General features: G+C 36.8%; 11 protein-coding genes and 2 pseudogenes. 6 read left to right on the top strand and 7 right to left on the bottom strand.

The features are described from left to right. The first annotated feature begins 217 nt into the window (after nt 1-217). The 4 genes from LDX58_RS02625 to htpX all read left to right on the top strand — a co-directional run bounded on the left by LDX58_RS02625 (nt 218) and on the right by htpX (nt 4,460). On the top strand, nt 218-1,483 hold the full coding sequence (locus LDX58_RS02625; protein ID WP_227935291.1) for an ammonium transporter: 1,266 nt from the start codon (nt 218-220) through the stop codon (nt 1,481-1,483). Between the two features lie 397 nt (nt 1,484-1,880). Then, a complete protein-coding gene (locus LDX58_RS26345; protein ID WP_308017429.1) occupies nt 1,881-2,654 on the top strand; it encodes a PRC-barrel domain containing protein in 774 nt (257 codons plus the stop codon). A gap of 33 nt (nt 2,655-2,687) precedes the next feature. Further along, complete coding sequence (locus LDX58_RS02615; protein WP_227935290.1) at nt 2,688-3,128, top strand: hypothetical protein; 441 nt, start codon at nt 2,688-2,690, stop codon at nt 3,126-3,128. A gap of 417 nt (nt 3,129-3,545) precedes the next feature. After that, on the top strand, nt 3,546-4,460 hold the full coding sequence (htpX, locus tag LDX58_RS02610; RefSeq protein ID WP_227935289.1) for a protease HtpX: 915 nt from the start codon (nt 3,546-3,548) through the stop codon (nt 4,458-4,460). A gap of 797 nt (nt 4,461-5,257) precedes the next feature. Here htpX and LDX58_RS02605 read toward each other — a convergent pair. Continuing rightward, nucleotides 5,258-5,866 carry a methyltransferase gene (locus tag LDX58_RS02605; RefSeq protein WP_227935288.1) on the bottom strand — a complete coding sequence of 203 codons (609 nt, stop codon included), beginning with the start codon at nt 5,864-5,866 and terminating at the stop codon, nt 5,258-5,260. A 431-nt stretch (nt 5,867-6,297) separates the two neighbouring features. On the opposite strand from LDX58_RS02605, the gene LDX58_RS02600 reads away from it, so the two are divergent. Next, entirely contained in the window at nt 6,298-7,506 is a 1,209-nt protein-coding gene (locus LDX58_RS02600; RefSeq protein WP_227935481.1) for a DUF2515 family protein, read from the top strand. Nucleotides 7,507-7,720: 214 nt separating this feature from the next. Here LDX58_RS02600 and LDX58_RS02595 read toward each other — a convergent pair whose 3' ends face one another. Next, nucleotides 7,721-9,148 carry an MDR family MFS transporter gene (locus LDX58_RS02595; protein WP_227935287.1) on the bottom strand — a complete coding sequence of 476 codons (1,428 nt, stop codon included), beginning with the start codon at nt 9,146-9,148 and terminating at the stop codon, nt 7,721-7,723. 210 nt (nt 9,149-9,358) lie between these two features. Here LDX58_RS02595 and LDX58_RS02590 point away from each other — a divergent pair, with 210 nt between their 5' ends. Next, a complete protein-coding gene (locus LDX58_RS02590) occupies nt 9,359-10,279 on the top strand; it encodes a DMT family transporter (RefSeq protein ID WP_227935286.1) in 921 nt (306 codons plus the stop codon). Between the two features lie 2 nt (nt 10,280-10,281). On the opposite strand, the pseudogene LDX58_RS02585 reads toward LDX58_RS02590, so the two are convergent. The 5 genes and pseudogenes from LDX58_RS02585 to LDX58_RS02565 all read right to left on the bottom strand — a co-directional run. Continuing rightward, nucleotides 10,282-10,663: pseudogene (locus tag LDX58_RS02585) on the bottom strand (TRAP transporter large permease subunit); the annotation flags it as partial. Between the two features lie 362 nt (nt 10,664-11,025). Then, a complete protein-coding gene (locus LDX58_RS02580) occupies nt 11,026-12,213 on the bottom strand; it encodes a sulfite reductase subunit alpha (RefSeq protein ID WP_227935285.1) in 1,188 nt (395 codons plus the stop codon). A 618-nt stretch (nt 12,214-12,831) separates the two neighbouring features. After that, nucleotides 12,832-13,656 carry a DODA-type extradiol aromatic ring-opening family dioxygenase gene (locus LDX58_RS02575; protein ID WP_227935284.1) on the bottom strand — a complete coding sequence of 275 codons (825 nt, stop codon included), beginning with the start codon at nt 13,654-13,656 and terminating at the stop codon, nt 12,832-12,834. Nucleotides 13,657-13,695: 39 nt separating this feature from the next. Further along, a pseudogene (locus LDX58_RS02570) lies at nt 13,696-13,896 on the bottom strand (4-oxalocrotonate tautomerase); the annotation flags it as partial. A 266-nt stretch (nt 13,897-14,162) separates the two neighbouring features. Beyond that, nucleotides 14,163-14,948: a 2-keto-4-pentenoate hydratase gene (locus tag LDX58_RS02565; protein ID WP_372459065.1), complete on the bottom strand. Its 786-nt coding sequence runs from the start codon at nt 14,946-14,948 to the stop codon at nt 14,163-14,165. Nucleotides 14,949-14,962 lie beyond the last annotated feature (14 nt).

Genomic DNA, 14,962 nt, shown 5'->3' with positions numbered 1-14,962 from the left:
TTTCATTGGATGAAATTTAAGATAGATACCACGATTGACTCGTTTCATGAAAATATTCTTAATTCATAACCCTCATCCCATTAATGGAAAAAAATTGATACACCGTTAGATTATCTTACATTGTTGTGGAAACTGAAAATCAAGAACTCTATACTAGCTAACAACAGATGTTAACTATACTCACATTAAAAAGTTACTTATAGAGAGGTGTCAATAAATGTCTGAATTAGTCCTGATGGATAATCTTTGGGTTATTATTTCTGCCATTTTAGTTTTATTTATGCAAGGTGGATTCATTCTATTAGAAGTAGGTTCTACACGTATGAAAAATGCCGGACACGTTGCTGGTAAAACAATCTTTACAATCGGAATCTCCTCACTAGTGTTTTGGGCAGTCGGTTGGGCATTCGCATACGGAGAAGGAAATGCATTCATTGGATTAACTGATTTCTTTTTTGGGGATTATTCGGTAAGTGAAGAGGGGCTAGTGAGTTCGGTCGATTTCCTTTTTCAAATGATGTTTGCAGCGATTGCCGTCACAATTGCTACGGGAGGATTAGCTGAGCGAGCAAAACTATCCACTTATGTTGTTTTCATAACTTTATTCTCAGTATTTGTTTATCCAATCGTCGCACATTGGATCTGGGGTGGTGGCTGGTTATCTCATATAGGAAAACAAGATTTTGCAGGTTCATCTGTCGTTCACTTAACTGGTGCGATGGCGGCTCTTGCAGCAACTATTTTACTTAAACCACGTCTAGGCAAATTTAATAAAGATGGATCGGCTAATGATTTAGCTGGACACAACCAGGTTTTTACTGCTTTCGGAGTTTTAATTTTGTGGGTTGGTTGGTTTGGCTTTAATGCCGGAAGTACACTAGGGGTAGCTGATGGTTTTTTTGGGTATGTTGCTTTAAATACTCAGCTTGCAGCTGCAGCAGGTACAGTAGCTGCCATGTTTGTCACTTGGGCGGTGACAGGTAAATCGGATGTGCCTACAATGTTAAATGGGGCATTAGCAGGTCTAGTTGCAATTACAGCATCATGTGCATTCGTTGCTCCATGGGCAGCTGCCCTAATCGGTGTCGTTGCTGGGGGTATCATCTTCTTTAGTATGAAACTTTTCGAAAAAGCAAAAATTGATGACCCTATATTCGCTCTGTCTGTTCACGGTGTAGCAGGAGTTTGGGGAACCCTTTCTACAGGATTCTTTGCAACTCCTGAACTTGCAGAGTTAAACGGCAAAGGTAGTGCTGGTCTTTTTTATGGCGGTGGCTTCACTCAACTAGGAATACAACTCTTAGGAATTGTGGCTGTCGCGACTTTCGCCTTCATTGTTTCTTACGTTCTACTTTTACTAACAAAATCTTTGGTAGGTGGCTTACGTGTATCTGAGGAAGAGGAGATTATTGGACTTGACTTAAGTGAACATGGCAGTTACGGTTACCCAGAAAGCATGCCAAATCAGAAAACAAGTGCGTAGAAATCATTACATTTTAGCGAACAGACTTGGCCCTGTTCGCTTTTTATTTCATTTTAAATCGTTAGAAGAGGCCTTTCTATATTCCGCTTTGAAGTATATTAAACTTTTCCCATCACAATCTGCCGATGATTTGGTCTTAGTTATCCTTCCTGATTTAGTAATCTTGCATAATATTTCTTTAAACCACTCCTAGTTCAGAGATTATCTTTAAATTATATTCCTCTTTTTCCACACACCCATTAATTCTAAATTTTAAAAATGTTCTTCACCTTGAAAAACTAACTCTTAAAAGATGCAAACAGATACTTAACGTCATTACCCCCCTCATCATAACCCTTCCACCATAGATTCATAGTTTTTAACTAACCTGCAAATGTTTAATTTTTCTTCTTAGTGGATATTTACAAGAGTAGATCATATTAACGAGGAGGGATTCATTATTCTTTACAAAGCTAAGTTAGTAGAATCTTGTGTTGTAAGGGCGACAGACGGAGAATTAGGCAAAGTAAAAGATTTGTACTTCGATAGTGAAAAATGGGTGATACGTTATTTTGTAATAGATACGCTTAAATGGCTACCAGGTCAAAAAGTATTAGTGTCACCGAGTTCATTTGACAGTGTTGATTTAGTAGATAACAAAATATCTGTTTTAGCAACTAAAGAACAAATAGAAAATAGTCCATCTATTGAAGAACATCAGCCCCTATCTCGTCAAAAAGAAACAGAACTTCATAGCTATTATGGCTGGGCACCTTACTGGATCGGAAGTGGTTTATGGGGAATGAGTAATGTCCCATCTATCGCTGAACAACAACGCGAACTGCAAAATGATCGAGAACCAGACGATGAAACCGATGCCGCTTTAAGAAGTATAAACGAAATTAAAGGACAAATAACTGGATATAACGTTATGGGTACAGATAAAAAGATTGGTCATGTTGTTGACTTTGTCATCGATGATCATTCTTGGGCCATCCATTCTTTAATCGTTGATACAGGATCTTGGTTACCAGGGAGAAAGGTCGCATTAGCTACAGAATCGATTGAATCCATTGATTGGGTTAGTAAAGAAATCATAACAAATCTCACTTCAAACGATGTTGAAAAAAATTCAAGTACAAATGATTCCATTTCAGAGTTGGATGGGATTCCGATTGATCGTTTTAAATAGGTAATAACAAATAATTAAGGAAGGATGATTATAATGGGAAAACACTTCATCGTAATCGCATCAATAGTTATTCTTCTAGGTGCATGTAGCAATGTTGATAGAGAGGTTCTGACTCAAGAGGCATTAGAAGACAATTTCGAAGAAGTACTTACAAACAATCAAGTTAGAATAGATAATGAGAGTGTAGATCGATCATTTTTTGTAGCGGGACAAACCGCAGAATTAGCTACTGATGCGTTTGTTACCTTTACTAATAGTGCATATGAGGAATTATATGACTTGTATAAAGTCGATTATTCCAGTAGTCAACTTGAAGACATGATCGAAGACAACACAATCGAATTGTATGAAGAGGGAACGGAAGTAGAAGTGTTGGATGTTAACATGACTGAAATTGAAGTAGCCGTTCCTGGTACTGAACAAACAGGCTATATCCACACATCGCTACTAACTGAACCTGAATCTACTTCTTAATTTAACATCAGATTAGGAGACTCAAAAAATTCTTTGAGTCTCCTAATCTATGTACTTCACCAAAAAGGCTTCAGCAAACTTGTCATATGACAGCTGATGAGAGTGGGAAATTAGTTCTACCACTTCTATGGCAATTATCTTTTTTGAGTAATTAATCAAAAAAGATTTAAGGATTTCTTTCATCATTAAACGTCCTTTTATCAAGACTCATTCACTACTAACAGTTTAATTTCATTCAACAGAATTAAGGATGAGTGATTTATTGTAAGAAAAATAGTTCCTTCCACTGAAAATAAGTTTTTTAGCTGAATTTTTTTCAGAGTAATTTAATGAGTTTATTCAACTAATGCTAATCTTCTAACCTTATTGTCTAAACATGTTAAACTAGAATAGGAAACTTACAATTGGAGGCGTATAATGGGTAAACGATTATTGTTTTTTATTTTAACGAATATTCTTGTGATGACGACGATTGTGATTGTCTGGTCGATCATTACGACTTTTACAGGTATCAATGGGTCGTTTGAAAACGGTGGTCCTGGACTAGGAATTGATTACATGGGGCTCATGGTATTTAGTTTACTTGTTGGTTTCACTGGATCATTTATATCTTTAGCAATGTCTAGGTGGATGGCTAAAAAAATGATGAATGTCAAGGTGGTAAAGCCAGAAGGCCAACTAAACGCACAGGAGCGTTCTGTAGTTGAAAAGGTTCACCGTCTATCTCGTGCAGCTGGCTTAACACATATGCCAGAGGTTGGAATCTATCAGTCATCTGAAGTAAATGCATTTGCAACAGGTCCTTCAAAGAAACGGTCCCTTGTTGCAGTTTCATCTGGTCTCCTAACTGTGATGGATGACGATGCTGTAGAGGGAGTTATTGCTCACGAGATAGCTCACGTAGCAAATGGAGACATGGTAACAATGACTCTTTTACAAGGGGTCGTCAATACCTTTGTAGTCTTTTTCTCCAGAATCGCTGCGATTCTTGTTTCACGCTTAGTCCGTTCTGAAATGGAAATGATTGTCCGCTTTGTTGCTATCATCATTTTCCAAATTTTATTTTCTATTCTAGGAAGTCTGGTTGTTATGGCCTACTCCCGTCACCGCGAATACCACGCTGACCGTGGGGGCGCAGATCTTGCAGGACGCGACAAAATGGCCCATGCCCTACGTTCATTAAAAAATTATGTCGATCGTGCAAAAGTTAATGATCGTACCGATGATTCAGCGATCCAAACGATGAAAATCAACGGTAAAGGTGGAGTGATGCAACTCTTCTCCTCCCATCCTGATTTGAATGAACGGATTGCTCGTTTAGAAAATCGATAAGAACTCTGTATACCTGCTCTTGATTTCGAGCAGGTGCTTTTTTCTTCCTTCCACTAACAAATCTCTTACACGTGAATCTAATTGGCATTTCCCCTTCATCTATAACAGTTTAAGACAGCTCAAAAGAACAGCATAACTCATTTAACTCAAATCAGTGTTGTATGACTGTGTTTTTTTCGATTCTGGTCATGATCTCTGTTTCAACTCGCTTCGGTTTATTACTCATAGAAGAATTAGGTTGAAATGGCTACCCGAACAAATCACACAAAATTCAAAACATTTTTTAGCTAGAGTAAAAAGTTGTCGTGATGAGATGAGGTATAAAAAATGCTATGAATTTTAGAAACTCCGTAGCATTTTTACATATGAAACTTAAAGTAATGTCATTGTGGATCTAACTAACATGAGCCGAGTCTTTAGGCTTTTTAATAACTAACTTTTCCTTTCTCTGCTCAATAATAAATAACGCCCCTTGGGAACTGTATAGCCCAAGAGGCGTAATCTGTTCATCTAGCTTTTTCTTGAATTTACGAGCCAATTGATTCACAACATGACCAGATAAATATTCGACAAAATATCCTTCAGACTAGGATAATTTTCATAACGTAGCTCTCCCTAATATTTGTTAAGGTTTCTACTCAGTATTAAATCATCTTATATGCCAATATTTTCACAAACAATTGCCAATTGAAATTCCTTGGTTAGAGTTAACTTCCCGTTGAATTCCATATAAGTGGCTTCTTTATGCAAATAACACTAAGGCAGCAGAGACTCTCTTAAAGAGACTCCCTGCTTTCCTAGTAAACCAATTGGTAAATTAAAAATCTCTCATTCTGATTTTTTTCATGTAATTCCGGTAGGATGATTTCTTTCTGTAATTCAAAAGAAGTATAGGTCTCTAAGAAAGAAATGTAATCCTTGGATGGATAATATAAAATAATCTCTATATCCCGGACTGCTTTCTCGACTGAAAGCAATATTTGATTAATGACCTGTCTAAACACTTGAATTGAAAACGGATTAAAAAAGTAAAATCGATTGTCTAATTCGTCAATTTGATAATCTTCGGCTTTACAATAAAGGAAGAGGATTTTTTCTTGTCCTTTGTTTGTTTTGGATAAATAATATTTCTGATTAACCATCGCTTCTCTGTACAAAATTTCATCTACTTCAATCCCCACAACAGATGCCTGAAACCTATCATAAATAAAGAAATTCAATCGACCTTTTCCACATCCAAAGTCAACGATTCGATCACTACTCTTCAATTGATAATGAGAAAATAATGTTTCAAGAGCACGATAGGGGGTTGCTTCATAACGGTTATAATGCCAAGATTTGTGGAATTCCTTACCGTCTTCTCCTGTTTCAACGTTCAACAATTTATCATAATCCTGTTCCTTCATTTGTTTACTCCTATTCAACTTATTCGCTCTTGTAGAAAAGTCGCATAATGATCACAGCAGATTGTTAGCGCAATTTGCTGAGCTATCGTTCCATCGGAAAAACAGAGCTTTTCTTCCCTAAACAGTCCGCCATCTTATCCTGAAATTCTGCCATTATTAATTCTTGTATATATCACTTTCAACTTAATATGCACATACCATACCTTTAATGGGTTACTATTTACAACTAACAAAAACAACCACATAGCTTTAGGAAAATCAAAAAGTTGATTGCTGAATTTTTCAGTACCTCATGGCTTTAGCTATAGGTTTTTTAAGCTAATATTCAGTGTGTGTACAGACTTTGGAATTACATTAGGTACCTATCCCATTTCTAAACGAATCTCCTTATTCATACATAAAGTAGAAAGAAGGAGGTTTTGAACTTGGATATGATAAAAAAAATCTTCCAAATCCCTAACATGATCCAGCAAACCATCATTCATACATTCGAAAAAAAACACTATCAGGCGAAATGCCGCCTAGTCGATTCTCCACTAGCGATACATTCAACGGTTTTCAAAAAATTGAAACAAACAATCACACAACAACCCTTTCAAAAAAAAGAACCTCTATCATCTTTATCAGACGTTGAACAAAATCTAATCCGTCACCTCAAACATAAAGTAAAAAAGACTAATCAAAACAATGCGACTCGAACAAATGCCTATCTTCATTTTTACAAAAAACACCCCGAACTCCATTGGGCTTTATTAGCTCATCTCGTTTCAAGAAACGGTGGCTGGAACATGACTGATCTTCAAGGTGGGTTAACGGATATACTTACTCAAGGCAGAAAGAAGGATTTCTTTATGTTTCTAGAGTTTTCTAATGCGCTTATTTTTTATGATGCCTATCCTCAACTACTACTTTATGAAGAAAGTAAAAAACAAAACAAAAGTTTATTCCACCTTCTTCCTTATTTTCAGGTGTCGCGATTTATGAAGCCCATTTGGGATTATTTTTTCACATCAAAAGATTCAAACTTTTTAACTGTAGCTTTAATTATAAATGAACAGCATTACATTGAAAAACGAGTTATTCAAGATTCATTTTATCAGGAACGTGTACTAGATACCCTTCTGTTTCAGGCTCAGGAGCTTTTCCAAATGACTCATGTGCTATTTCCCTTTCACTATAATGAGACGAAAAAGCGGCTAGCCGGATTTTCTTTAGCGGATTTCGCTTGTTTATCTGAACGAATCGATTTTGGGAAACAACTCTATGCCATGCTCTTTGGGCTGACCCCTCTTTATGATGACATTTATTTTTTTGCAACAGAAATTCCCCACACAGGTTCTCGTTCCGATTATTGGCCAACCACCTTCACGACCAAGAAGAATGATAGCTTAAAAGGAGAAACATCTTGTGGACTTAGAAACCGAATTTACAGTCCTTTTTTACAAGATAGCTGGGCTGACGTCACCCATACTTTCACCGACCATCACGATTGGTATTGCCCAGGGAATTCAGATGTATTTTCCTTTTTTAAAAAAATTGAAGCACCCAGTTCTTTCGATATTACGAGCGATTATTGTCGCAATTTACAAAAGATGTACGTAGCTTCTCTCGCCTATAAAAAAGCTAAAAAATGGCTTTAAACAGAGAAAAACGGCACTAGCCGTCTTTTCTTAGAATGAGCGATACCACTGTTTTCTTTTAAGCCGAATGACGATCAAGCATGTAAAGTCATTGTACCTTCGAGTTGACATGCTTCATTGAAAACCATCCTATATTCACTCAAATTTTTTATGATTTTATCTATTCATAAAGTGAAGCTGTTCCATAACTGAATTCAGCTTCACTACTAATCTCTTAATTTGACTTTTTAGAGGGCTGCGGGTTAAGCCTTTCTTCATTTGGCTTATTGTATTTCACAAAAAATGAGGTAATAAGACCAATTAACGAAAGAACCGCAACGACGATAAAGGCAACGTTCGCTCCATGAATGTCTGGGTAGGCGATATCAGCTTGTTGTTCACTTTGCAAGGTTACCGTTGTCATCACAGTCACAAGAATAGCCGTCCCAACTGAAGCTGCAATCATCCGCATCGTATTATCCATCGCCGCACCGTGAGGAATCAAACGTTTTGGTAACTGATTTAAAGCAGCGGTTTGAATTGGCATTAAGACCATGACTAATCCTAACATTCTTACTGCATACATGATTGTAATAAAAGAAAAGGATGTCTCAGGCCCTAAACGAATAAAACTAAATGAAGCCACCGTTTGAATCGTTAAGCCAATCATCACTAACCATCTAGCCCCTATTCGATCAAAGACCCTACCGATTATCGGTGCCATTATCCCTGTTATAACAGCACCAGGTAACAGGGCAAGCCCCGCTTCAAACGCTGTAAATCCTCTCATATTCTGCATAAACAAGGGAACGAGCGTCTCAACACCAATTAATCCCATAAAGGTAATCATTCCTATGATGACAGCGAACGGAAAAATGGAATATTGGAAAACTCGAAACTCAAGCATTGGATGGACCAACTTTAACTGTCTTGTGATAAATAGGACAAGTGACACCACTCCAATTCCAAGTGAAAAAAGGGTAAGTGACGCCGTCCAACCGTAGTTTCCCGCACTCGTAAATCCGTAAAGAAGTCCTCCAAACCCAAAGGACGACAACATAATTGAAAGAACATCCACTTTTGGTCGAGTGACTTCCGTTACATTTTTCAACTTAAAAAAAGCAATTAAAATATCAATAAGAGCAATAGGTAAAATGATAAAGAACAAAAGTCTCCATGAGTAATGTCCTGTTACCCAACCAGAAAAAGCTGGACCAATGGCCGGAGCAAACGAAATAACGAGTCCAACCAACCCCATCGCTGCACCACGTTTATTAACAGGGAAAATCATTAAAAAGACGGTTATCATAAGCGGAAGCATCACACCCGCTCCACTTGATTGAATAATTCTACCAAGAAGTAACACTTCAAAATTAGGTGCAACACCTGCCACTAATGTCCCGAAAGCAAAGACACCCATAGCCGTAATAAAGAGCTGTCTCGTTGTAAATCTCTCTAATAAAAAGGCACTTATCGGGATCATAATTCCATTTACAAGCATAAATACGGTAGTAAGCCATTGTGCACTGTTTGCCGTCACATTCATTTCTTCCATAATCGGCGGTATTGCTGTTATCATTAGCGTTTGATTTAATATTGCTATAAAAGATCCTGCTAGCAAAAGTGCAACAATCGTCGACTTCTTATAACTTATTGAATCCATTCTTTCCCTTCTTTCTTTACATACGTTAACTGTAATGTCTATCAAACAAAAATAGATACTTTTACAGAGTAAATGATTACAAAAAAATAATCTATCTTTTTCCCAACAAAGTAATCGATTATTAATGAAAATAAATTCCAAAACGGTATTTTATATAGCTGCGATACCTTTGTGTTACAATTACCACTGAGAAAAGGTGGAGATTTATATATGCTACGCTCTTATTTGTTCCTTATAATAACTATGATTTTGTTTTCAGGCAATATTCTAATTGGAAAAGCAATTAATGATTTGCCTCCGGTTACGATTACGTTCTTACGTTGTTGCATTGCTTTTACGATTCTTTTTCCTCTCGGCTTTAATGAACTAAAGAAAAATCGTTCACTTTGGATAAAGGAATGGAAACCTCTCGTTTCTCTATCTTTGAGTGGGATTGTTCTATTTAATTTCTTTTTGTATGCCTCTTTACAGTATACTTCTTCAACGAATGTAGCTGTCATTGAAGCAAGCACCCCCATTTTTGCCATAATACTAGGAATGGTCTTTTTACAGGAGCGATTAAACATCGTACAATACGTTGGGATCTTTTTATCATTAGTAGGTGCCTTATGGGTGATCACAAAAGGATCCTTGGAAGTGATTAGTCAATTTCAATTTAATATTGGAGATATCCTTGTCTTAATTGCCGTTTTTGTTTGGGCTATCTACTCTTTGTTAATTAAACAACACAATCATAAGTACCCTTTATATGGAAGTCTAGCAGTTATGTTGTTCATAGCCTTAATTATCTTGTTTCCATTTGCTGTCTATGAATGGCGAAAGGGCTTCGATTATTTATTTGATCCAAAGTTGATCGTTGGACTTCTATATTTAGGAATATTCCCTTCTGTGATTGCTTTAATTTTTTGGAATAAAGGAGTTGCTGCTATCGGCCCAGCTCGGGCATCTATCTTCTTAAACTTGATACCCTTTTTTACGATTATTGGGGCTGTTCTATTTTTAGGAGAAACCGTTACGATCATTCAGTTATTAGGGGGGATTGTGGTTATTGCCGGGGTTTATTTATCTACAAAAGCAACATCAAACGAAAAAACTAGATCGATTTCTAAAGAGCGAAAAGTTGACCTTTAGGAAAGGTTAATAATTAATAGAGTTATAATCCAATTGTCCGAAATCGCTAACATAAACTCTGTAACTTGAGCTGGGATTTTTTCTCGTGTTAAGTAAGACCCAAAAACAGAGGCCCCAACAATTATAAACATAATGACAGATGTAATTTGAATGGAAGAAGTGAATATATAATGCAAATCTTTCCACTTTATTTCTCGGTAAATCCTATCTCCTGCAATTAAGCCATACACAACTGCGACAAGCGCTGCTTCCGTTGGCGTAAATATCCCTCCGTAAATTCCACCTAAAATAATGACAGGCATCAAAAACGCAATCAGAAATTTTCTTGAAATTATATTTTTCGCCATCGCCGTATCCTTTTATAATTGAGATGACATATACGAGATCGTCAAAAAGCATCGATCCAGTCTTTAAAATTGGTTTGAATTTATTTATTAGAAAACTGTACGAAAGGCCTGAGTGGAAAAAGTTCCTGCCCAAATTTAATTAGAAATGATTAATCTGATAAACGTAATCAATGTTTTTAAACGTTGAAGAAAGGCATATGAACAGTTTCTACAGTTAGACATCCCACGGCACAAAAGGACGCATCCTTTCTACCGTCTATTAATGGTTTATCTGAGCTCCCCAAAGGCGGACTTGTACTTCCTAGTTAATGAAGATACCTCGTACACACAAATAAAGAGACAGGGAAAAGTCCTGTCTCTAAAGAGGTTTAGATTATAATTGTCATTAAACTTTTTCTTTTAATATACATCACGCTGGTATCGTTTTTGCTTTTGCATCTCAGTTAAATACTCTTCAGCTGCTTCACGGCTCATACCGCCTTCTTTTTCAATAATATCTATAAGCGTGTTGTGGACGTCTTTGGCCATATATTGCTTATCCCCACAAACGTAAAAATATGCACCATCTTCTAGCCAAGCAAACAATTCCTTGCTGTTTTCAAGCATTTTATGCTGTACATATACTTTCTTTTCTGAATCACGTGAGAACGCAGTACTTAGTTTTGTTAGTACACCATCTTTTTGGTACTTTTCCAACTCGTCTTCGTAAAGAAAATCAGTTGCCGAATACTGGTCCCCGAAAAATAACCAAGATTCACCTGTTCCTCCATTCACTGCGCGTTCCTGGATAAATGAACGGAATGGGGCGATTCCTGTCCCTGGACCAACCATAATTATTTTTGTATCTGTGGAGTCTGGCAGAAAAAAGTGCTTATTTTGCTGAATGAAAACCGGAATCGTGTCTCCTTGGTCAAGACGTTCTGCACATTGTACAGAGCATACCCCTTTTCTCTCACGTCCGTGAGCTTCATATCGAACAGCACCAATTGTCAGATGCACTTCATCTGGAGTTGCTGTTAAGCTACTGGCAATAGAATACAGACGTGGTGGCATCTTTCTTAATAGAGAGACAATCTCTTGCGCTGACCCCTTCCATGGACCAAAGTCACGCAAAAGATCGAGCAAATCGCGCCCTTCCATATATTCTTTTAGTTGATCTTTGTTCTCCGGTAATACAAGATTCTGAATTTCCTCATTTTCTGTTAGTTGTGCCGCTTGTTGCAGAATCTTTTTCGTTAATAAAGTAATTTCAAAGTATGTTGTCAGAGCTTCCTGTAGTGGAAGCTTATCATCTTTTTTATTAATTGTAACGCTTTCATGTGCGTCCCATTTCATTTCCTCAACAAGTGTAGCCACATATTCTGGGTCATTCTCTGGAAAGATACCAAGGCAATCACCAGGAACATATGAAAGGTTCGAATCTTTTAATGATAATTCTATGTGTCGCGTTTCTTTATTAGAGCCAGGTCGATTTAAATTTAAGGTTTCAAGCACTTCGGCTAGAAACGGATTCGTCCTTGAATATGTAGCTGAAACCGCTTTTTCTTCTTTGTTCTGTTCAGTATTTTTCACATCATTAAATTGCATAAATTTCACCTCACCAAGTATTTTAAACTTTTACATTGCTTAATTTTAGACCTATCTTCGATTAACCACAAATAAACTTTACAACTAAATCGAGTTAATTATACATATAAAAATTAATCTATAAATATTATAACGATAGAGAAATTGAATGTAAACTAAATTCGGAAAATTATAATTATTATATTTAAATATGTTTCTTTAACTTATGTGAGTTATAAGCAAAAAAAGAGACATAAATACTAACTATTCAACATTAAATATACTATCAATATACAAGTTCCTATTAACCCTCTTCCAACTCCAACAACAAATCCCCTGTTTGAATCTTCTCATTTCCCCACATGAATCGCTTTTACTACAACAATTGAATTCACATTATTATACTTGGTGAATATCTTTAAAGATATTTTATAAATCACTTTATTCTTTTTCAATGCCTTCGTTCCTACCTACAGTTTCCCCTAAAAAATCTATTGTTTTTTAAAAAAAAGACTATTTGGTCTGTTTAAGGGATATGGACTGCACTCTCAATCAAGTCAAAAATTCAAATAAAAAAGAGAAAAGACATTCCTCTATAGAATATCTTTTTGCAAGCATTCTTTGCAGTGTTCGCACTAATCATTTTGTACCTTGTAAATGATTTTCTAATTCAAATGTCATGATGGCATTCCCGCTTCCTGATGATTGAGCATACGTATGAAAAGTTGGTTTATATTGATCTTCTAAAGCACCTAGCATCATGGCAAGATGACGCCCTCCACCTTCCACCCCAGCGACTTTCGCATATTGTGGAAGCATCTCATTAGCTAGTTCCCAGTTTTTATTCATCACATAATCAATAAACTGTTTATCTAAAGCCTGTTCAGATACGGTCGGCATATGATGACGACCACGTACTAGATTATGAGCAAGCGCACCACTAAAAACAAACACATATTTTTTATCGGATTGATTTAACACTTTGCCTATTTCTTCGCCCCATTTATACGTTTCTTCTAAACCAGCTGCCATCGTGATAGACAAATTGACAACTGGAATATCTGCATTGGGTACAAGATAACGTAAAGGAACGACTGTGCCATAGTCCCATACATATGTTGGATCATTTACAGCAATAACGGGAAGTTGAGCATGTTTTCCTGCCAATACTAATGCGTTTCCAAGCTCTTGGTCGCCAGGATAATCATATTCAACATCAGAAATAATATCGGGACATTCGAATGCGGTTAAAATTCCTTTATGTCCGGGTAATACATCTACATAATGGTGAAAAGTCGATTGCCAATGACACGAAACCAAAATTACGGCATCTGGCTTCATTTCTGTTATTTTCACTGCAATGTCATCCATTTTTGTGACGATATCTTGTTGAAATTGAGGTACATTTTCTCTATGACAAATACTAGGAACGTGAGCAGCTAAAATGCCTAATTCAATAGTCATAAATAACCCTCCTACATTTAATTTATTTGTGATTCAAGGCTACTTTGAAGCGTTACGTTTCTCTACAGATTCCCCTGCAATTCCCCAGTGACTCTTAGGAATCTCCGTGACAATCACTCGAACCGTCTCTTTCGGAACTTCTAACGTATTTGTAATCGTTTCCGTAATATCGGCAATAACCCGTTCTATTTTTTCCTTAGGACGCCCTTCCATAATGTTAACGTTTACAATTGGCATCTGCGTTCTCCTTTCTAATTATCTTTATGTTTTATTGGGTTAAATTTGAGATCTATTAACTTCTATTCTATAAAAAGATTTGCGAGATCGTACAAAAAGGAAAACCACCTTTTTGAATCTAAAGATTTAGCAAACTCTATGAAGGCAATGGCTTCTCTCGCTGCGCGCCTTATGAGAAAACCACTCATAAGGCTTAAAACATGGCAGCGGTTTCGCTCATTGCTTCGAGATCGTACAAAAAGGAAAACCGCCTTTTTGTACGATCTCTCTTATTCTCCTACTGAAAAGCTTACTTCACCTAGTCCGTCAATTTTAGCGGTTACATGGTCTCCGTAGGATAAAGGGACAGCTCCTGTGATTCCACCGGTTAAAATGACTTGCCCTGCTTTTAACTTCTCGCCTTTGCGGTGGAGCATGTTAGCGAGCATCGCAACTGAATTTGCCGGATGACCTAAGACTGCCGCACCAGCGCCCAGATCTTTTATTTCACCATTAATAGATAAGACGGTTCCAACAAGATCCAATTCAAGTTCTTCTGGTTTACGAACTTTGTTTCCAAAAACCACTTTAGAAGATGAGGCATTATCAGCAATCACATCTGGTAGGGTGAAATTAAAATTTTCATAGCGACTATCAATAATTTCAAGCGCCGAACAGACATATTCTGTAGCCGCTAGAACTTGAGCTCCAGAGACACCCGGTCCTTCGATATCTTTTCCTAGGATAAAGGCTACTTCAGCCTCCACTTTAGGGTGAATAAAATCAGCCAACGAAATTTGAGATCCCTCTGAAACAACCATATTATCGAAAATATAACCAAAAATTGGTTCTTCGACATTCATTTGTTTCATTTTTGCCCGGCTTGTTAAGCCCATTTTTGGTCCAACAATTGAATGACCTTGCTCTAACTTTAAATTTACTAGTTCTTCTTGAATTGAATATGCTTCTTCTACCGTTAAATTAGGAACTTTATCTGATGTGATTCGTACAACATCTTTTCTCTGTAATTCTGCATCTAATAAAAATTCAGCTATTTCTTTATTCGACATACTCATATGATTTCCCCCTA

The organism is Alkalihalobacillus deserti, from assembly GCF_020734105.1.
Lineage (GTDB): Bacteria > Bacillota > Bacilli > Bacillales > Bacillaceae_D > Halalkalibacter > Halalkalibacter deserti.
The sequence above is the reverse complement of the archived record's forward strand: the minus strand, read 5'-3'. Positions and strand labels throughout refer to the sequence as shown.